This is a genomic window from Nocardioides panacihumi (genome assembly GCF_039530925.1).
GTDB lineage: Bacteria > Actinomycetota > Actinomycetes > Propionibacteriales > Nocardioidaceae > Nocardioides > Nocardioides panacihumi.
The window spans coordinates 104,937-123,322 of the sequence record NZ_BAAAPB010000005.1 but is presented as its reverse complement, the minus strand read 5'-3'; the positions used below and the strand labels follow the sequence as shown (position 1 = coordinate 123,322).

At 71.2% G+C, this 18,386-nt stretch carries 18 protein-coding genes and 1 riboswitch; of the genes, 14 read left to right on the top strand and 4 right to left on the bottom strand.

Features of this window, described 5'->3' with window-relative positions; genetic code table 11:
• Positions 1-18 precede the first annotated feature (18 nt).
• The 14 genes from ABD205_RS19555 to gcvP all read left to right on the top strand — a co-directional run bounded on the left by ABD205_RS19555 (position 19) and on the right by gcvP (position 13,233).
• Positions 19-897, top strand: coding sequence for a PaaX family transcriptional regulator (locus ABD205_RS19555; protein ID WP_344047785.1), 879 nt, complete (start codon positions 19-21; stop codon positions 895-897).
• Between the two features lie 8 nt (positions 898-905).
• Positions 906-1,652 (top strand): spermidine synthase, encoded by a 747-nt coding sequence (locus ABD205_RS19550; protein WP_344047783.1) that lies wholly within the window; start codon positions 906-908, stop codon positions 1,650-1,652.
• Positions 1,653-1,730: 78 nt separating this feature from the next.
• On the top strand, positions 1,731-3,083 hold the full coding sequence (locus ABD205_RS19545) for a hemolysin family protein (RefSeq protein ID WP_344047781.1): 1,353 nt from the start codon (positions 1,731-1,733) through the stop codon (positions 3,081-3,083).
• Positions 3,080-4,126: a hemolysin family protein gene (locus tag ABD205_RS19540; RefSeq protein WP_344047779.1), complete on the top strand. Its 1,047-nt coding sequence runs from the start codon at positions 3,080-3,082 to the stop codon at positions 4,124-4,126. The genes ABD205_RS19545 and ABD205_RS19540 overlap by 4 nt, the downstream gene beginning before the upstream one ends.
• Positions 4,127-4,138: 12 nt before the next feature.
• Complete coding sequence (gene clsA, locus ABD205_RS19535; protein WP_425573084.1) at positions 4,139-4,765, top strand: cardiolipin synthase ClsA; 627 nt, start codon at positions 4,139-4,141, stop codon at positions 4,763-4,765.
• Positions 4,762-5,649, top strand: a complete 888-nt coding sequence (locus tag ABD205_RS19530; protein ID WP_344047775.1) for a DUF881 domain-containing protein — start codon at positions 4,762-4,764, stop codon at positions 5,647-5,649. The genes clsA and ABD205_RS19530 overlap by 4 nt, the downstream gene beginning before the upstream one ends.
• Positions 5,646-5,978 carry a small basic family protein gene (locus ABD205_RS19525; RefSeq protein ID WP_344047773.1) on the top strand — a complete coding sequence of 111 codons (333 nt, stop codon included), beginning with the start codon at positions 5,646-5,648 and terminating at the stop codon, positions 5,976-5,978. Before ABD205_RS19530 ends, ABD205_RS19525 begins: the two co-directional genes overlap by 4 nt.
• Positions 5,971-6,819, top strand: coding sequence for a DUF881 domain-containing protein (locus tag ABD205_RS19520; RefSeq protein ID WP_344047771.1), 849 nt, complete (start codon positions 5,971-5,973; stop codon positions 6,817-6,819). The genes ABD205_RS19525 and ABD205_RS19520 overlap by 8 nt, the downstream gene beginning before the upstream one ends.
• Positions 6,820-6,899: 80 nt before the next feature.
• Positions 6,900-7,289 (top strand): glycine cleavage system protein GcvH, encoded by a 390-nt coding sequence (gene gcvH / locus ABD205_RS19515; protein ID WP_344047769.1) that lies wholly within the window; start codon positions 6,900-6,902, stop codon positions 7,287-7,289.
• A 125-nt stretch (positions 7,290-7,414) separates the two neighbouring features.
• Positions 7,415-7,900 carry a double zinc ribbon and FHA domain-containing protein gene (locus ABD205_RS19510; protein ID WP_344048213.1) on the top strand — a complete coding sequence of 162 codons (486 nt, stop codon included), beginning with the start codon at positions 7,415-7,417 and terminating at the stop codon, positions 7,898-7,900.
• A gap of 4 nt (positions 7,901-7,904) precedes the next feature.
• Complete coding sequence (gene ftsR / locus ABD205_RS19505; protein ID WP_344047767.1) at positions 7,905-8,645, top strand: transcriptional regulator FtsR; 741 nt, start codon at positions 7,905-7,907, stop codon at positions 8,643-8,645.
• A 54-nt stretch (positions 8,646-8,699) separates the two neighbouring features.
• A complete protein-coding gene (locus ABD205_RS19500; protein ID WP_344047764.1) occupies positions 8,700-9,167 on the top strand; it encodes a bifunctional nuclease family protein in 468 nt (155 codons plus the stop codon).
• Between the two features lie 334 nt (positions 9,168-9,501).
• Positions 9,502-10,104 carry a MerR family transcriptional regulator gene (locus ABD205_RS19495; RefSeq protein ID WP_425573083.1) on the top strand — a complete coding sequence of 201 codons (603 nt, stop codon included), beginning with the start codon at positions 9,502-9,504 and terminating at the stop codon, positions 10,102-10,104.
• A gap of 84 nt (positions 10,105-10,188) precedes the next feature.
• Positions 10,189-10,280: riboswitch (glycine riboswitch) on the top strand.
• A gap of 73 nt (positions 10,281-10,353) precedes the next feature.
• Entirely contained in the window at positions 10,354-13,233 is a 2,880-nt protein-coding gene (gene gcvP, locus ABD205_RS19490; protein WP_344047762.1) for an aminomethyl-transferring glycine dehydrogenase, read from the top strand.
• A gap of 6 nt (positions 13,234-13,239) precedes the next feature.
• Here the strand turns inward: gcvP and ABD205_RS19485 are convergent, their stop codons facing one another.
• The 4 genes from ABD205_RS19485 to ABD205_RS19470 all read right to left on the bottom strand — a co-directional run bounded on the left by ABD205_RS19485 (position 13,240) and on the right by ABD205_RS19470 (position 18,359).
• A complete protein-coding gene (locus ABD205_RS19485) occupies positions 13,240-13,995 on the bottom strand; it encodes a class I SAM-dependent methyltransferase (protein ID WP_344047760.1) in 756 nt (251 codons plus the stop codon).
• Between the two features lie 31 nt (positions 13,996-14,026).
• Complete coding sequence (locus ABD205_RS19480) at positions 14,027-15,490, bottom strand: DNA recombination protein RmuC (RefSeq protein WP_344047759.1); 1,464 nt, start codon at positions 15,488-15,490, stop codon at positions 14,027-14,029.
• Between the two features lie 82 nt (positions 15,491-15,572).
• Complete coding sequence (pepN, locus tag ABD205_RS19475) at positions 15,573-18,011, bottom strand: aminopeptidase N (RefSeq protein WP_344047757.1); 2,439 nt, start codon at positions 18,009-18,011, stop codon at positions 15,573-15,575.
• A gap of 63 nt (positions 18,012-18,074) precedes the next feature.
• Positions 18,075-18,359 carry a Fe-S cluster assembly protein HesB gene (locus tag ABD205_RS19470; RefSeq protein WP_344047755.1) on the bottom strand — a complete coding sequence of 95 codons (285 nt, stop codon included), beginning with the start codon at positions 18,357-18,359 and terminating at the stop codon, positions 18,075-18,077.
• Between the last annotated feature and the right edge of the window lie 27 nt (positions 18,360-18,386).

Here is an 18,386-nt window from a genome sequence, read left to right as displayed (position 1 = left end):
CCGGCACAATGGCTGCCGATGACGACGACCGAACCGACACAGCCGGGGGAGCCGGCGACGGACGAGCCGGCCGCCGACGGTCGCGGTCGTGCGTCCCGCACCGTCGTCGTGACCTTCCTGGGCGCGGTCGTACGACGGCTCGGTGGCTGGATGCCGATCGCCGGCGCAGTCGAGCTGCTGGCCCCGCTCGGCATCGACGGGCCGAGTGTCCGCACGGCGGTGTTCCGTCTCAAGAAGCGTGGCTGGCTGGACCCCGAGACCCGGCACGGCAGCCGGGGCTACGCGCTGACGCCTGTCGCTCTCGCGGCGCTGGCCGCCGGTGACGAGGTCATCTGGCACGCCCGTCAGCCGGCCGCGCTCGAGGACGGGTGGTGCATCGTGAACTTCTCCATCCCCGAGTCGATGCGCAGCAAGCGCCAGCAGCTGCGGGCGCACCTGTCCGCCCTCGGCTTCGGCAACGTCGGGACCGCGATGTGGATCGCACCTGCGCGGATGCGGCCGGCGGCCGAGAGCGCGATCGAGGAGCTCGGCCTCACACGGCACAGCGCCGTCTTCGTCGGCGACCACGTGGCGGGGCAGGACCTCGAGTCCCTCCTGTACGAGAGCTGGGACCTGACCGCCATCGACGAGCGCTACCGCGCGTTCATCGCAGAGTTCGGCCAGGTCGCCGACGCTCTCGACGCGGACGGCGAGGTCGAGGCCGAGCGTGCCTTCACGACGTACCTCTCGCTCGTCGACAGGTGGCGCCGACTGCCGTACCGCGACCCCGGCCTGCCGCGGGAGCTGCTCGCCGCGGATTGGAGCGGACCCGAGGCGACCGCGCTCTTCGAGCGGCTCGTCGCCACCCTCGAGAGCCGTGCTCTGGCGTACGCCGGCCGGCACTGGCCGGCGTCCTGAGCCCCGTCGTGCCCGCGGAGATCAGGGATGGCGACCGGCCCGGGTCGTTCGTGCTGTGGCTGGACGGGCGCGCGCAGTCCGAGGTCGACCTCGCCGACCCGACCTGGCTGGGCTTCGACTACATGAGGCGGATCGCCGACGTGCTCGACGTCGCGGGCCCCGTCGGCGAGCCGCTGCGGGTCCTGCACGTCGGCGGGGCCGCGATGACCCTGCCGCGCTACGTCGCACACACCCGCCCGCGCTCGGGCCAGGTCGTGCTGGAGCCGGACGGCTCGCTCATCGAGGAGGTACGCCGCCTGCTGCCCCTGCCCCCGCGCAGCGGGATCAAGGTCAGGCCGGTCGACGGCGCGTCGGGCATCCGCGCGGTCCGCGACGACGCGATGGACGTCGTGGTGCTCGACGCGTTCGCTGGGGGAGCGGTACCGCCCGAGCTGCTCGGCACCGCCTTCCTGGAGCAGGCCCGGCGCGTGCTCGGGGAGGGTGGAGTGCTGGTCGCGAACGTCAGCGACCGTGCGCCGTTCCCGGTCGTCCGCAGCGCGGTGGCGGGCGTCCGCGCGCTCTTCGCCGACGTCGTCGTCGGTGCCGAGCCGGCCACGCTCAAAGGTCGCCGCGAGGGCAACCTGGTGCTGGTCGCCGGAGCGGACCTGCCCGTCGACGCGCTGCGCCGTCGAGCCGCATCCGGCGCGGCGCCGTACCGCATCTTCGCCGGCACGCCGGTCCTCGACACCTTCGGGGGCGGGCATTCACTCCCGTAGAGTGGGCGCACCACCGCCGAGCGAAGGACACCCACACCACCTCATGGAAGGTCGAAGTAGGCAGGGGACCCGTCCCCGATGACCGCCTACCTCCTGCTTCTGCTCGCCCTCGCGCTCGTGCTGCTCTGCGGCGTCTTCGTGGCGGCTGAGTTCTCGCTCGTCACGGTCGACCGCAGCGCCGTCGCCCAGGAGGCCGACTCCGGCGACGGACGGGCGCGCGGCGTCCAGAAGTCGCTGCGCCGCCTGTCGAGCAACCTGTCGGGCGCGCAGATCGGCATCACGGTCACCAACCTCGGCATCGGCTGGCTCGCGGAGCCGGCGACGTCAGAGCTGATCCGCGACCCGCTCGCCGGCCTCGGTGTGCCCGAGAGTGCCCTCGCGCCCACCGCGGTCATCATCGGCCTGGTCGTCTCGACGGTCGTCACGATGGTCTTCGGCGAGCTGGTCCCCAAGAACATCGCACTCGCGCTGCCGATGCGCACGGCGAAGTCGACCCTGGCCTTCCTGCGAGGCTTCACGGCCGTCAACCGGGTGCCCATCCGCCTGCTCAACGGCACCGCCAACGCATTGGTGCGGCGCCTGGGCATCGAGCCCCAGGAGGAGCTCCGCTCGGCCCGCAGCTCCACCGAGCTGGCCTCGCTGATCCAACGGAGCGCCGACGAGGGCACCCTGGACGCGGACGCCGCCGAGCTGATCGAACGCAGCGTGGAGTTCGGCACCCGCACGGCGGGCGAGATCATGACCCCGCGGATGCGGACCTTCAGCCTGGACGAGAACGACCGCGCCGAGGCCGTGATCGAGCTGACCCGTCGCACCGGTCACTCCCGCTTCCCGGTGCTCGACGAGCACGACGCCGTCGTCGGCACGATCCACGTCAAGAACGCCGTCGGCGTGCCCGCGCACGAGCGCGCCACGACGCGCGTGAAGCACCTGATGGCCAAACCGGTGGTCGTGCCCGACTCGCTCAGGCTCGACCCACTGATGGCACTGCTGCGCAGCGAGGGGTTCCAGATGGCGATCGTGCTCGACGAGTACGGCGGCCAGGCAGGCATCGTCACCCTCGAGGACGTGATCGAGGAGATCGTCGGCGACATCGCCGACGAGCACGACTCGATCCGGGCCCAGGCCCGGCTGCGTCGCGACGGCTCCTGGTCGCTGAGCGGGCTGCTCCGTCCCGACGAGGTCGAGGACCTCACCGGCATCGAGCTTCCCGAGGGCGACGACTACGACACCGTCGGTGGCCTGGTCATGTCCGCTCTCGGCCGCGTCCCCGAGCGCGGTGACGTCGCCGAGGTCGGCGTGCCCGACCGTTCCGATCCGGACGAGATGGGGGAGCGGCTCGCGTTCCTCACTGTCGAGCACATGGATGGCCTCCGCGTCGATCGGGTCGCCCTGCGGGTGTCCGAAGCTGCGCAGGAGGGCCGGTCGTGAGCCCCGCGGTCGGTCTCCTGCTGACGGCACTGCTGCTCGCCGGCAACGCGTTCTTCGTCGCCACGGAGTTCGCGCTGATCTCAGCTCGTCGCAGCCAGATCGAGCCGTTGGCCCAGCAGGGCTCGAGGATGGCCCGCACGACGCTGCACGCGATGGAGCACGTGGGCTCGATGGTGGCCGGCATCCAGCTCGGCGTCACCCTCTGCTCGCTGCTGCTGGGCGCTGTCGCCGAGCCCGCGATCGCCCACCTGCTGCAGCCGGTGCTCGAGGCGGTCCACGCGCCGGAGGAGCTGCTGCACCCGATCTCCTTCGTCGTCGCGCTCGGGGTGGTCGCCTTCCTGCACGTCGTGCTCGGCGAGATGGTGCCGAAGAACATCACCCTCGCCGGCCCTGAGCGAGCGGTGCTCGTGCTCGGCCCGGTCATGTTCGCGCTCGTGTCGGTCGTCCGGCCGGTCATCGTCGTGCTCGACGCCGTCGCCCGCGGCACCTTGCGGCTGCTGCGGGTGGAGCCCAAGGCCGAGCTCGAGTCGACGTACACCCTCGAGCAGGTCGCCGTCCTGGTCGAGGAGTCGCGTGGCGAGGGGCTGCTGGAGGCCGGCGAGTACGACAGGCTGGCCGGAGCCCTCGGCTTCACGGAGAAGACCGTGCACTCCGTGGTCCTGCACGTGCCGGGGCTGACCACCGTCACCCGCGGCGCCTCGGGCGCCGACGTCGAGGCGCTGTGCGCGGCCACGGGCTTCTCGAGGTTCCCGGTGACCGAGGCCGCCGACGGCGGACTGGTCGGCTACCTGCACATCAAGGACGTGCTCGAGCCCGACCCCGAGCGGCGGGAGCGCCCGATCGAGGACAAGTGGATCCGGCCCCTGGCGGCCGTCCACGCCGACGACGCCCTCCACGACGCGCTGGAGACCCTGCAGCGCAAGGGGGCGCACATGGCCCGGGTGGTCGACGCGGACGGTACGACGGTCGGCGTCGCCACCCTCGAGGACGTCATCGAGGAGCTCGTCGGCGAGATCCGCGATGCCGCGCACGGCGATGCGTGAGTGGGTTCTAGGGTGTCCAGCGTGACTGCGCGGCCAACCGGGGAGACCCCGGCACGACCCCGCTCCGACCTCGTGTGGACGGTGCCCAACCTGCTCAGTGCGCTGCGCCTCCTCGGCGTGCCGCTGTTCCTGTGGCTGGTGCTCGGTCCGGAGGCGGACGGCTGGGCCCTCGCCCTGCTCGTGCTCTCCGGGATCACCGACTGGCTGGACGGCTTCCTGGCCCGGCGTTGGAACCAGTCCTCCGTGCTCGGCCAGCTGTTGGACCCGATCGCCGACCGGCTCTACCTCTTGGCCGTCGTCGTCGGGCTCGCGCTCCGTGACGTCATCCCGTGGTGGATAGCGGTGCTGCTCCCGTTGCGCGACCTGCTGCTGTGGGGGCTGGTGCCTCTGCTGCGTACGCGGGGGTACTCGAGCCTGCCCGTCCACTTCATCGGCAAGGCCGCGACGTTCTGCCTGCTGTATGCGCTCCCACTGCTGCTGCTCGGCGACGGCGACAGCTCAGCGGCCGTGCTCGCCCGGGTCTTCGGATGGGCCTTCGCCGGCTGGGGGATCGGCCTCTACTGGTGGGCCGGCGTGCTGTACGCGTGGCAGGTCCGTCGACTGCTCGTCACGACCCCACGACGGAGCGCGCGAGCGTGACGACCTCCGACCCCCAGGCGGCCGGCCCGCTCCCGGCCCACGTCACGACGCCGCTGCTCGCGCTCATCACGCAGCAGTCGCTCGACGAGGACTACCAGCACGTCGCGGAGCAGCGGCGATCCGGTGCCCGCCCGGCCGTCGCGCGGACCGGTCGCAGCCCCCGCACACTGATCGCCGTGCTGCTCTTCGGCACCCTGCTCGCGGTGGCCGCCGTGCAGACCGCCCGGAACGCGGGCGTGACCAGCGCGGGCCGCGACCAGCTCATCTCCCGGATCGACTCCCGACGCGCCGCCCTGGCCGGGCTGCAGGCCCAGATGGCCCGGCTGCGGACCGACACCGGTGCCGCCCAGGCGCGGTACGACGCCGCGGGCAAGCGCCTCGACACGCTGAACAACGCGCGTGCCGCGGATCTCGTCCGGACCGGCTTCGACACCATGAACGGGCCCGGGGTCCGCGTCGTGGTCAACGACGCACCCGGCGGGCTCGCCCAGGGTCAGGTGCAGGACAAGGACCTGAGGCTGCTGGTGAACGGGCTGTGGCAGGCCGGCGCGACGGGGATCAGCGTCAACGGCCAGCGAATCACCGCGCTGAGCGCGCTGCGCAACTCCGGAGAGGTGATCCGGATCAACGGGGTGTCGCTCTCGCCGCCGTACACGGTGCTCGCCGTGGGGGACACCCGTACGCTGCAGGCCGGCCTGGCCGAGTCGACGTCGGGTGCCCAGTTCCAGGCGGTCACGGACCAGTTCGGGATGCGGGTCAGCATGGAGAATCGTGACGACGTACGTCTGCCCGAGGCGTCGCCAGGCATGATGGCGCTGCACAAGGCGAGGTCGGGCACCTCGAAGCAACAGAAGCCCCCGGTCAACCAGGAGGAGACGCAGTGATCGCCGCACTCGGGCTGCTCGTCGGCATCGTGTTGGGTCTCATCTTCCGGCCCGACGTCCCGACGGGTCTGGAGCCGTACCTCCCCATCGCCGTGGTCGCGGCGCTCGACGCCGTCTTCGGAGCGCTTCGCGCCTACCTCGATGGCATCTTCGACGACAAGGTCTTCGTCGTCTCCTTCCTCAGCAACGTCATCATCGCGGCCGGCATCGTCTACCTCGGCGACAAGCTCGGGGTCGGCGGTCAGCTGTCGACGGGCGTGATCGTCGTGCTGGGCATCCGGATCTTCTCCAACGTCGCGGCGATCCGCCGGCACCTGTTCCATGCCTGAGCCGACCGAGTCGACACCTCCGGAGACCGCGGCGGCCCCGGAGGCTCCCGAGACCCCGGAGACCCCGGAGACCCCGGGGTCCCCGGAGACCCCGGGGTCCCCGGAGACCCCGACGCTGACCGGACGTGACCGACTCGTGCGCGACCTCCGCAGCGCCCGCCGCAGCCAGCTCGTGGTCGCGGTGCTGCTCGCGCTGGTCGGGTTCGGCGCGGTCACGCAGGTCCGAACGGCGGACGCCGACAGCTCCTACGCCGGCTATCGCGAGCAGGACCTGATCGACGTCCTCAACGGGCTCTCGGCCACGACGCAGCGCGCCCAGACCGAGCTCAACCGGCTGGTGCAGCGGCGCGACGACCTGCAGTCGACCACGCTGCGGCGCCAGGCAGCGCTCGACGAGGCCAAGTCGCAGGTCGACACGCTCAGCATCCTCGCCGGACAGGTGCCCGTCACCGGCCCAGGTGTCCGGGTGACGATCAAGGAGCAGACCTCCGAGGTGAACGTGGACTCCTTCATCGACCTCATCCAGGAGCTGCGCTCGAGCGGCGCGGAGGCGATCGAGGTCAACAACGACGTGCGGCTCGTCGCGCAGTCGTCCTTCGAGAAGGTGCAGGGCGGGCTCCTCGTGGACGGCGAGCTGGTCGAGCCGCCGTACGTCGTGGAGGCGATCGGCGAGCCGTCGACGCTGGCCGGCGCGGTGACCTTCCTGCGTGGCCCCGCCGACGAGTTCAAGGACGACGGCGCGAGTGTCACGGTGGACAAGCTGAACAGCCTCGACATCCTCTCCGTGCGCGGTCGCAACGGTGAGGTGTCCGGGTCGTCGGGCACCGCCTCGTCCCAGTAGGGTTCCCCACGCATCGGGGATCGTCCCGCTGCGACCGACCACGACTGGCGATGCCGGTCGCCGACCGACAGGAGAGGCCCGTGTCCTACCCCGAGGACCTTCGCTACACCGCCGAGCACGAGTGGGTCCGGACCCCTGGCGAGCACGAGGGCTCGGTGCGGATCGGCATCACCCACTACGCCCAGGAGGCCCTGGGCGACATCGTCTACGTGTCCCTCCCCGAGGTGGGCTCGACGGTCGAGGAGGGCACCGCGTGTGGCGAGCTCGAGTCGACGAAGTCGGTCAGCGACGTCTACGCGCCGCTGTCGGGTGACGTCGTCGCCATCAACGACGCCCTGGACGCGACGCCCGAGCTCGTCAACGACGACCCGTACGGCGGTGGCTGGCTGTTCGAGCTCGTGCCGTCGGACGCCGGCGCCGTCGACGGTCTGCTGGATGCTGCGGGCTACCAGGGCACGCTCGAGGGCTGAGGCGGCAGCTGCCGGGCCGCATCGGCGACCAGGTCGAGCGATCTCGCTTGCTTGGCGCCGACGGGCTGATAGGTTCGGGTAAACACTCAATCTGAGGCTGAGGGTCAGCGAAAGGGATGGGAACGATGCTGGTCTGCACCACGTGCGGGAGCCAGAACCCCGAGGGAGCTCGGTTCTGCGCCCAGTGCGGCACCAAGCTTCCCGAGCCGTCCGACGCGACGGCGACGATCCAGATCGCGGACGCCAACACGGAGACCGCCGATCGCCTCCTGAACCCCGTCGACGCCGCGGCCGTGGACGCGCTGCCGCGCGGTCACGCAATGCTCGTCGTGCAGCGCGGGCCCGGCTCCGGCAGCCGCTTCCTCCTCGACAGCGACGTGGTGAACGCCGGACGCCACCCCGACAGCGAGATCTTCCTCGACGACGTCACCGTCTCGCGCCGGCACGCGGCTTTCGCTCGCGCCGGCGAGACGTTCACCGTGAGTGACGCGGGCAGCCTCAACGGCACCTACGTCAACCGTGACCGCATCGACAAGGTCATCCTCAAGGACGGCGACGAGGTCCAGATCGGGAAGTACCGGCTCGTGTTCTACGCGGGGCACGAGGCCTGACCCGATGGCGACGGCGACCGGTGCGGCGTCGGGGTCCGCTCCTGACCGCCACACGATCGGCGAGGTGCTCGCGGTGCTGCGCGGGGACTTCCCGGAGATCAGCATCCCCAAGATCCGCTTCCTGGAGGAGAAGGGGCTGGTCAAGCCCGAGCGAACGCCGTCGGGCTACCGCAAGTTCTCGGACGGTGACGTCGAGCGCCTGCGATACGTGCTGCGCATGCAGCGCGACCACTACCTGCCGCTGAAGGTGATCGGCGAGCACCTCGACGCCCTCGACCGGGGGCTGGAGCCACCGGACATCGAGCCGACCGTGCCCACCGTCCCGCAGGTCGCCCTCGCGGCCGACGGGATGCCGGACGCCGACTCGTTCCTGAGGCGCGACGGCCTGCGGCTCTCGCGCAAGGAGCTGATCAAGATCGCCGAGGTGAGCGAGGAGCTGCTGGCCGAGGTCGAGGAGTTCGGCCTGGTCGCGCCGTCGCGCACCGGCCACTACGACACCGACGACCTCGTCATCGTGCAGACGGCGCGTGCGCTCGCCACCTACGGGCTCGGACCTCGGCACCTGCGGGGACTGAAGGCGGCCGCTGACCGCGAGGTGGGCCTCGTGGAGCAGGTCGTCGCTCCACTGCGGCGTACGTCGGACCCCAGCGCTCGGGCCCGCGTCGAGGAGACCGCTGGTGAGCTCGCGGCACTCTCCGTGCGCCTGCACGCCACGCTCGTGAAGGCCGGCCTGCGCCGATTCTGAGCGGTCCCGCCCGCGCTGCTCGTCCGGCCGCCGGGGCGGAGTAGGGTTGATGACGTGCGTGAAGTGGACGTCATGGGAGTCCGGGTGGAGATGCCCTCCAATCAACCGCTCGTGCTGTTGCGCGAGGTCACGGGGGAGCGGTATCTGCCGATCTGGATCGGCGCCGTCGAGGCCACCGCCATCGCGTTCGCCCAACAGGGTGTGGTGCCGCCACGACCGCTGACGCACGACCTGATGAAGGACGTGATCGGCGCCCTCGACGTCGAGCTCAGCGAGGTCCAGATCACCGAGGTCCGCGACGGCGTCTTCTTCGCCAACCTGGTCTTCTCGACCGGTGCCGAGGTGAGCGCGCGGCCGTCGGACTCGATCGCACTCGCGCTGCGTACCGGGACCCGCATCGTCTGCTCCGAGGCGGTCCTCGACGAGGCCGGCTTGGCCGTCCCCGCCGAGCAGGAGGACGAGGTCGAGAAGTTCCGCGAGTTCCTCGACCACGTCACCCCCGAGGACTTCGACGCCCACTGATCGCCGAGACGTCAATCCGTACGGCCCGAGACGTCAATCCGTACGGCCCGAGACGTCACTCCGTACGGCCCGAGAGGTCAATCCTCGAGCGCTGGTCGCCATCGATTGACGTCTCGGGCCGTACGGATTGACGTCTCGGCGGACACGGGACCTCAGTCTCAACTTGAGGTTGAGGGTTCCGACACGCCGGGCATGTCTTTGACCCCGGTGCCGCGGGGTCCTACCTTGAACTGTCTCTGTTGTAACTCCAACCGTGGCGTTCGTTCATCCAACGGACTCGCGGACCTTCCCCATCGGGGTTACGCTCAACGGAGTAGACCTCACGGAGGACCGCGTGAACGAGCACGAGCAGGAGAGCGGCGTCAGTGCCGAGGCACTCCTCGCTGCAGAGCAGGCCAATGAACAGGGCCTGCTCTTCACCGACGACGTCTCGCCCCTGCCCAGCGATCTCGGCTACCGCGGTCCCACCGCGTGCAACGCCGCTGGGATCAGCTATCGGCAGCTGGACTACTGGGCCCGCACCGGCCTGGTGGAGCCGAGCGTCCGCGGAGCGACCGGATCGGGGACGCAGCGGCTCTACTCGTTCCGCGACATCCTCATCCTCAAGGTCATCAAGCGTCTTCTGGACGCCGGGATCTCGCTGCAGCAGATCCGCACGGCCGTCCAGCACCTGCGTGAGCGAGGCACCGACGACCTGACGCGAGTGACGCTGATGAGCGACGGCGCGTCGGTCTACGAGTGCACGAGCAACGACGAGGTCATCGACCTCCTCCAGGGCGGCCAGGGTGTCTTCGGCATCGCGATCGGCGGCGTCTGGCGCGAGATCGAGGGCACCCTCTCGGAGTTGCCGAGCGAGCGTGCCGCCGAGGAGGGGGAGGGCGGCCCGGCGCTGGGCGACGAGCTCGCCGCCCGACGCGCTGCTCGCAAGATCGGCTGACGCACCACCCACACGCGACTCCACCGGCCCCCGGCCCGTCGATGACGGACCGGGGGCCGGGTCCGTCTAGACTTGTCGTGCTGCAGATCCCGCGCGGGAGAGTCTCTGCCCGACAGAGACGCCGAAGGGGCAATTCCTCCCCGGAAACTCTCAGGCGCCACGACCGCGCGGACCAGGCGACTCTGAAGCCCATCGTCGGGTGACAGAGGGGGAGGGCTGTCATCCCGTGCGACGCCCGAGGAGCCCCCTGTGACCGACTTCCCGTCTCTCTCCGAGCTCGATGGAGCCCTCCCGTTCGTGGATCGCCACGTGGGTCTGGACCCCGAGTCCGAAGCGGCGATGCTCGAGCGTCTCGGCTACGGCACGCTGGCCGAGCTCATGGACGCCGCGGTGCCCGCCGGCATCCGGTCCGAGGAGTCGCTCGACCTGCCCGCGCCGATGTCGGAGAGCGGCGTCGCCGCGCTGGCCCGCGAGATGGCCGGGCAGAACATGCCGGGGGAGTCGCTCATCGGCCTCGGCTACCACAGCACGATCACGCCGCCGGTGATCCGTCGGAACGTGCTCGAGGACCCGAGCTGGTACACCGCCTACACGCCGTACCAGCCTGAGATCTCGCAGGGCCGCCTCGAGGCGCTCATCAACTTCCAGACCATGATCGGCGACCTGACCGGCCTGCCGACCGCGAACGCGTCGCTCCTCGACGAGGGCACCGCCGCGGCCGAGGCGATGACCCTGGTCCGCCGGGCGAACAAGAAGGCAGCCGGTCCGTTCGTCGTCGACGCCGACGCGCTGCCGCAGACGATCGACGTGGTGCGCACCCGCGCGGTGGCGATGGGAATCGACGTCGTCGTCGCCGACCTCTCCGACGGGCTGCCCGAGGAGTTCGCAGAGGGCGAGCTGTGCGGCGTGCTGATCCAGTACCCCGGCGCGTCCGGCCGGGTCATCGACCCGCGCGGGATCATCGCGGCCGTGCACGAGCGCAACGCTCTCGCGGTCGTGGCAGCCGACCTCCTGGCGCTCACGGTGCTCGAGGCGCCGGGTGAGCTCGGGGCCGACGTCGTGGTCGGCTCCTCGCAGCGCTTCGGTGTCCCGCTGTTCTACGGCGGCCCGCACGCCGGCTTCATGGCCGTCGGCCAGGGGCTCGAGCGGCACATGCCCGGCCGCTTGGTCGGTGTCTCCGTCGACGCGGAGGGTCGTCCGGCGTACCGCCTCGCGCTGCAGACGCGCGAGCAGCACATCCGCCGCGACAAGGCCACCTCCAACATCTGCACCGCCCAGGTGCTGCTCGCGGTGACCGCGTCGATGTACGCCGTCTACCACGGTCCGGCCGGTCTGCGAACGATCGCGACCCGCGCCCACCGGTACGCCGCTGTGCTGGCCGCCGCGCTGCGGGCGGGTGGGTTCGAGCTCGGCGCGGAGAGCTTCTTCGACACCCTGACCGTCTCGGTGCCCGGCGGGGCCGCCGACGTCGTCACCTCGGCGCGGGCGCTCGGGCTCCACCTGCGCCTCGTCGACGCCGACACCGTCTCGCTGTCGACGTCCGAGACGACGACGCGCTCGACGGTGAGCAGCGTGCTTCGGGCTTTCGGCGTGACCGCCGACCTCGACGACGTCGACCGGACGACCGCCTCGGCGCTGCCCGAGGAGCTGGCCCGGAAGTCGGCGTACCTCACCCACGATGTCTTCAACAGCCACCACAGCGAGACCCAGATGCTGCGCTACCTGCGCAAGCTGTCCGGCCGCGACTACGCGCTGGACCGCGGCATGATCCCGCTCGGCTCGTGCACGATGAAGCTGAACGCGACCACCGAGATGGAGCCGATCTCGCTCCCGGGCTTCGCCGACCTGCACCCGTTCGTGCCCGCCGAGGACGCGGTCGGCTACCGCCGGCTCGTCGACGAGCTCGAGAGCTGGCTGGCTGCCGTCACCGGCTACGACACGGTGTCGATCCAGCCCAACGCCGGGTCGCAGGGTGAGCTGGCGGGCCTGCTCGCCATCCGCGGCTACCACCACGCCAACGGGCAGTCGAAGCGCGACATCTGCCTCCTGCCGGCCTCCGCCCACGGCACCAACGCGGCGTCGGCCGTGATGGCGGGCATGCGGGTCGTCGTGGTGAAGTCCGCTGAGGACGGGACGGTCGACCTCGACGACCTGCGGGCCCAGTGCGACAAGCACAGCGAGGACCTCGCGGCCATCATGGTGACCTACCCCTCGACGCACGGCGTCTACGAGGAGGGCATCACCGAGCTCTGCGAGATCGTGCACAGCCACGGTGGGCAGGTCTACATCGACGGTGCCAACTTCAACGCGCTCCTCGGCTACGCCAAGCCGGGACAGTTCGGCGGCGACGTCTCGCACCTGAACCTCCACAAGACCTTCTGCATCCCGCACGGCGGCGGCGGACCGGGCGTCGGTCCGGTGGCGGTGCGCGCCCACCTGGCGCCGTACCTGCCCTCGCACGGCTTCCACCCCGACGAGGCGAAGCGCGCGGGGATCGGGCCGATCTCTGCGGCGCCGTACGGCTCGGCCGGCATCCTTCCGATCTCCTGGGCATACGTCCGGCTGATGGGCGCGGCCGGCCTGACCCGGGCCACGGCGAGCGCGGTGCTCAGCGCCAACTACGTCGCGGCACGCCTGGGCGAGCACTACCCCGTGCTGTACCGCGGCCAGAACGGCCTTGTCGCGCACGAGTGCATCCTCGACCTCCGGGGCATCACCGCCGAGACCGGCGTGAGCGTCGAGGATGTCGCCAAGCGACTCATCGACTACGGCTTCCACGCCCCGACGATGTCGTTCCCGGTCGCCGGCACGCTCATGGTCGAGCCGACCGAGTCCGAGGACCTGGCCGAGCTCGACCGGTTCATCGACGCGATGATCGCCATCAAGGGCGAGATCGACCGGGTGGCCTCGGGGGAGTGGACACCGGAGAACTCGGTGCTCCGCGGCGCGCCGCACACCGCCCGGACCCTGCTGGGCGAGTGGGACCGTGCCTACTCGCGCGAGCTCGCGGTCTTCCCGAGCGGCGTCGACCCGGACAAGTACTGGCCGCCGGTGGGCCGCATCGACAACGCGTACGGCGACCGCAACCTGGTCTGCGCGTGCCCGCCGCTGGAGGCCTTCGCCGAGTAGTCGGCGTCAGACGGTCGCCCGCACCGCCCAGGCGCGGGCGACCACGTCGAACGGCGGGTCCGGCAGCCGCCGCCGGCAGGCATCGCGCAGCCTCTCCCTCGCGCCGGGGGAGAGGCGCGCGACGTGGTCGCCGGCGGGTCCGACCCCGAGGGTGAACGGCTCCCACCACTCCTCGAAGGTCGCCATCGGCACCGTGACGCCGAGAAGAGCGTCGCCGAGGTCGTCGAACCCGGCGTCGCGCGCCATGGCCACGAGCTGCCCCGGGCCGGTGCCGGGCCGCCCGGCCTCGACCCGCACCGATGGGTCGAGCTCGTGGGCCGCGTCCCAGAACGGCCCGATCGGCGAGCCTTCGGCGAAGTCCCAGACGCAGGCCGCGACCGTGCCGCCCGGACGTACGACACGGCCCATCTCGGCCAGCCCCGCCACCGGCTCGGCCATGAAGTGCACGACGAGCTGCGCGTACGCCGCCCCGAACGTGCCGTCGCCGAACGGCAGCCTCTCCGCGGCGGCCACGACGACGTCGGTGCCCGGCAGGCGCTCGCGGATCGCGCCGACGAACGCCTCCGACGGATCGACCGCGCTCACCTGCTCAGCACCGTGAGCCTCGACCAGCCGCGTCGTCAGGGCGCCCGGCCCGCACCCGACGTCGAGCACGGGCGGCCCGTCCCCACCGCCGGCCCAGGCCAGGAACTCCGCCGCGAGCGGCTGCGAGAACCGGCCCATGTACCGGTCGTAGGCGCGCGCCGCGACCTCGAAGGACACGCGGCCAGACTAGGCCGACCGTGCGCTTCCGTCAGCCTGCGTCGGCCTCGTCGACCAGCTCGGCGTCGACGACCTCCGGCCCGATCTTCTCCTCGAAGGCGAGGGTGAGGTCGAGCTCGGGCCGGTCGAGGTCGGCGAGGACGGCGAAGTCACCGGCGGTGAGGGAGCGTGGCGCCTCCTCGATCTCCTGCGGCGCCGCGATCGCGGAGATCGGGTCGGCGGCGTTCAGCTTGCGCGCCGCCGGGAGCACCGAGCGCTCCAGGGAGCCTGTGAAGGCGTTGTAGTCCTTCACGCTGCGCTGGATCGAGCGGCCTAGCTTGTCGACGTGCTCGGCCATCTTCACGATCCGGCGGTAGAGCACCTGACCCATCTCGAACAGCGCCTGGGCATCCTCGGTGAGCGCCTCCTGCTTCCAGGTGAACGCGACAGTCTTGAGCATGCTCCACAGGTTCGTCGGCGTCGCGAGCACGATGCCCTGGCGGAAGGCGTGCTCCATCAGGGAAGGGTCGACGTCGAGCGCGGTGTTGAGCAGCTGCTCGTTGGGGATGAACGCGACGGTGAACTCCGGGCTCACGGGCAGGCCGGTCCAGTAGCCCTTGCGCGCCAGCACGTCGACGTGACCGCGCACCCTCTTGGCGTGGTCCTCGAGCAGCCGCTGCCGCGTCTCAGGCGCGAGGCCTTCGCGCTGGGCGTCCATGAACGAGTTGTAGGGGACCTTGGCATCGATCGCCATCTGCTTGCCGCCGGGCAGGTTGATGACCATGTCGGGGCGTCGGTCGCCCGAGTCGGCCTCGACCGAGTGCTGGAGCTCGAAGTCGACACGGTTGAGCAGGCCCGCGGTCTCGATCAGGGTCTGCAGCTGGGTCTCGCCCCAGGCACCGCGAACCACGTTGTTCTTGAGGACCGACGCCAGCGTGTCCGCGGCCTTGCGCGACTCTTCGACCGAGTGCTGGGTGTGACGGATCTGCGCGGCGAGCTCGGTGTGCTGCTCGACACGGGCCTTCTCGAGCGAGTCGACCTTCGTCTGCATGCTGCGCAGGTGCTCGAGCACGGGCGTCAGGGTCTTGAGCACCTGCGCCTGACCGGACTCACCCTGCTCGCGCTTGGTCTGCTCGCGGCGGTGGGCCTCGAGCTGTTCGCGGTGCTGGAGGCGTGCAGCCTCGAGCGCCTCCTGCAGCCCGGCGACCTGCGCGAGGGCGGCGGAGAGACGCTGCTCGACGTCCGCGCGGTCTCGGGCCGCCTGCTGGTGGAGCTGCGCGACGACCGCCTCCTGCCGCGCCGCGAGCACCGCGCGGGTGTGCTCGTCGTCGGCGGCCGCACGTCGCGCCGCCTCGCGCAGCGCTTCGTGGACCGCCTCGTCCCGCGCGCGGCGGGTCGCGTCGGCGTCGGCCAGGCGAGCCTGCTCGGCGCGATGCTGGTGGACCACGCGGACGGCCAGGCCACCGACGAGCATGCCGAGCACGAGACCGAGCAACACGAGACCCACCATTTCCATGGGTCACAGTCAATCAGCGACCGCCGACACTGAGCGCCGCACGCGCCGGGAGACGGTAGACGCCTCCCAGATCCTCACCGTCTCAGGCGGGGAAGGCCGCCTTCACGGCCAGCTGGCGGCGCAGCGCGTCCGCCGCGTCGACGAGTCGGCGCCGCAGCGGTCCGTCGAGATCAGGATCCTCGGCCAGGACCGAGGCCTTGGCGAGGGTCGCCTCCGAGATCGACGTCGCCGGGAAGAAGGCTTCGGCCGCGTCGGCGAGCACCCAGCCGCTGCGGACCTTCTCGGTCCCGGGCAGCTCGGCGAAGTAGCGGTCGACGTACGGCGCGGTGAGCTCCTCCTGACCGCCTCGCCACAGGCCGGCGCCGGCCGCCGTGACCTCGTAGTTGGGGAGGTCGGTCTCGCCGGTGAAGACGGACCAGGCGTACTCCTTCGCCTCGCGGTCGGGCAGCGAGCACAGCGCCCTGGTCAGCTCGACGCGGGCCTCGGCGGCCGGGTCGTCGTCGAACGCCGCCTGCAGCTCGGCCCGCTCGACCGCGCCCAGGGAGGCGAGGCGCACCAGCACGCGCCAGCGCAGGTCCCGGTCGAGCTCGATGCCGGCCGGGGGAGTGGCCAGCCACTCACGCAGACGGGCGGTGTCGGTCGAGGTCGCGACGGCCGCGCGGAAGCCGGCCAGCTGCCACTCCGTGCCCGCCGGGAGCGTCGCCAGCTTGCCGAGGACGGCCTCGTGCAGCCGTTCCGAGGACCCAACGGGTGCCAGCGGGAGGACCCGACTGAACAGCCACGTACGCGTACGCCGGTTGTGGTCCTCGGTGTCCTCGACGGGGAAGCTCGCCACGGCGATGTCGACGACGTCGGCGGGGGAGACGGCCGCGTTGTGGAACGCGTTGCGCAGGCCGTTCCAGACGCCGGCGCGCAGGTGCGCGTCCTCGATCGCGGGCAGCAGTGACGGCAGCGCCGCGATCGTCGCCGGGTCGGGGACTGTGACGGCCCAGGTGTCGTCGTACGGGTCGAGCAGCACGGCATCGCCCTCGGGGGCGTACGCCGTCTCCGCGCTGTCGAGCGTCACGGTCTCGGTGCGCCAGGACCCGCCGGAGGCGATCGCGACGCGGAAGCTGTGGGCCCGGTCAGCCTCGTGGCCGGCCGGCGGCGTGCGCCGCAGGACACCCGCCGCGCGGTCGAGCTCGATGCGGTCCGGACCGGCGGTCAGCAGCCACTCCTGGGTGAACCCGGACAGGTCTCCGGCACCCGCACGCTCCCACGACCCGATGAGGTCGTGCAGGGTCGCGTTGCCGAACCGGTGCCGGGTGAAGTGGTCGATCACGCCGTCGAAGAACACGCCGTCGCCCACCGACGAGCACAGCTGCCGCAGGATCGCCGAACCCTTCGTGTAGGAGATCCCGTCGAAGTTCTGGAGCGCCGAGACCGCGTCCTTCGCGCCGTTGCCGGCCACGGAGTGGCTGGAAGGCGCCTGGTCGGCGACGAGACCCCACTGACGCCGCGCGTAGGACATGTCCGCCCAGGTGTCGGAGTACTCGGTGACATCGGCGGTCACCCGGTTGCCGAGATACTCGGCGAACGACTCGTTGAGCCAGAGGTCGTCCCACCACACCGGCGTGACGAGGTTGCCGAACCACTGGTGCGCCATCTCGTGCGCGATCGTGGTCGCACGCTGGATGCGCACTCCGCGGGTCACGCGGGAGGTGAAGACGAGCGGGTCGCGGAAGGTCACGCACCCGGGGTTCTCCATCGCTCCGGCGTTGAACTCCGGCACGAAGGCCTGGTGGTACTTCCCGAACGGGTAGCGGATGCCGAACAGCCGGTGGAACTCGTCGAAGGACTGCCGGGTGACAGTGAGGATGTCGTCGGCGTCCCTCTCCAGGTCGGCCGCGATGCTGGCCCGCGACGACACCCCGAGCGGGATGCCGTCGTGGGTGTCCTCGATCAGGTGGTACGGACCCGCGACCAGCGTGACGAAGTACGTCGACAGGGGCGCCGACTCCTCGAACTCCCAGCGCCCGGGCTCCACCTGCTCGCCGGCGGCGTTGCCGAAGACGTGCCAGTCCGCCGGGGCCGTCACGTGGAACGTGTACGGCGCCTTGAGGTCGGGCTGGTCGAAGCAGGCGAAGATGGACGGCGCGGCGTCCATGAAGGACATGCCGTAGACGTAGTGGCGCCCGTCCGCCGGGTCGACGCTCCGGTGGAGGCCCTCGCCGTCGTTGCGGAACCGCATCGTGGCATCGACGACCAGCTCGTTCTGGCCGGCGCGGGTGTCGATCGTGAGCCGGCCGCGCTCGAGCAGGTCGACGTCGAGCGGCTCGCCGTTCAGGTGGATCGAGGCGACCGCCTGTGGCTTGAGGTCGACGAACGTCGCGCCGCCGCGGCTGGTGAAGCGCACGCGGGTCACGGAGCGGAAGGTGGCCTCGTCCGAGGCCAGGTCGAGCGTGACGTCGTACGAGGTGACGTCGAGGAGGGCGCGGCGGGCCTCGGCCTCGGCGCGCTGGAGAGACAGATGGGGGCTCACGGCGCCCAGCCTAGAAGCCGGCTGGTGGCGCGCCGCGAGCCCCCACCTCGAGGTCCGATCGGGTCAGGCCTGCTGCCCCAGGGCGAACTCGATCCTGCCTTCGGTGTCGACGCGTGCGTCGAGGACCTTGTCGTCGAGCAGGTCGGCCGTCGGGCCGTCCAGGTAGACGTTCGCACCCTCCCGGGAGACGAGCTGGTCACCCGGCGCCGCCTCGTCGGCGGCGGTCACCGCGAAGGGCGCCTCCGCGGTTCCTTCAGACGTGATCCGCAGGCCGGCTGTCTCCGGCTGCGGCGACTGGGTGGCGATGTTGCGGACGATGTTCGTCGCGTTCTCGGTCAGGGTCAGCATGCTGATCCTCCATCCGTTGACGTCAGG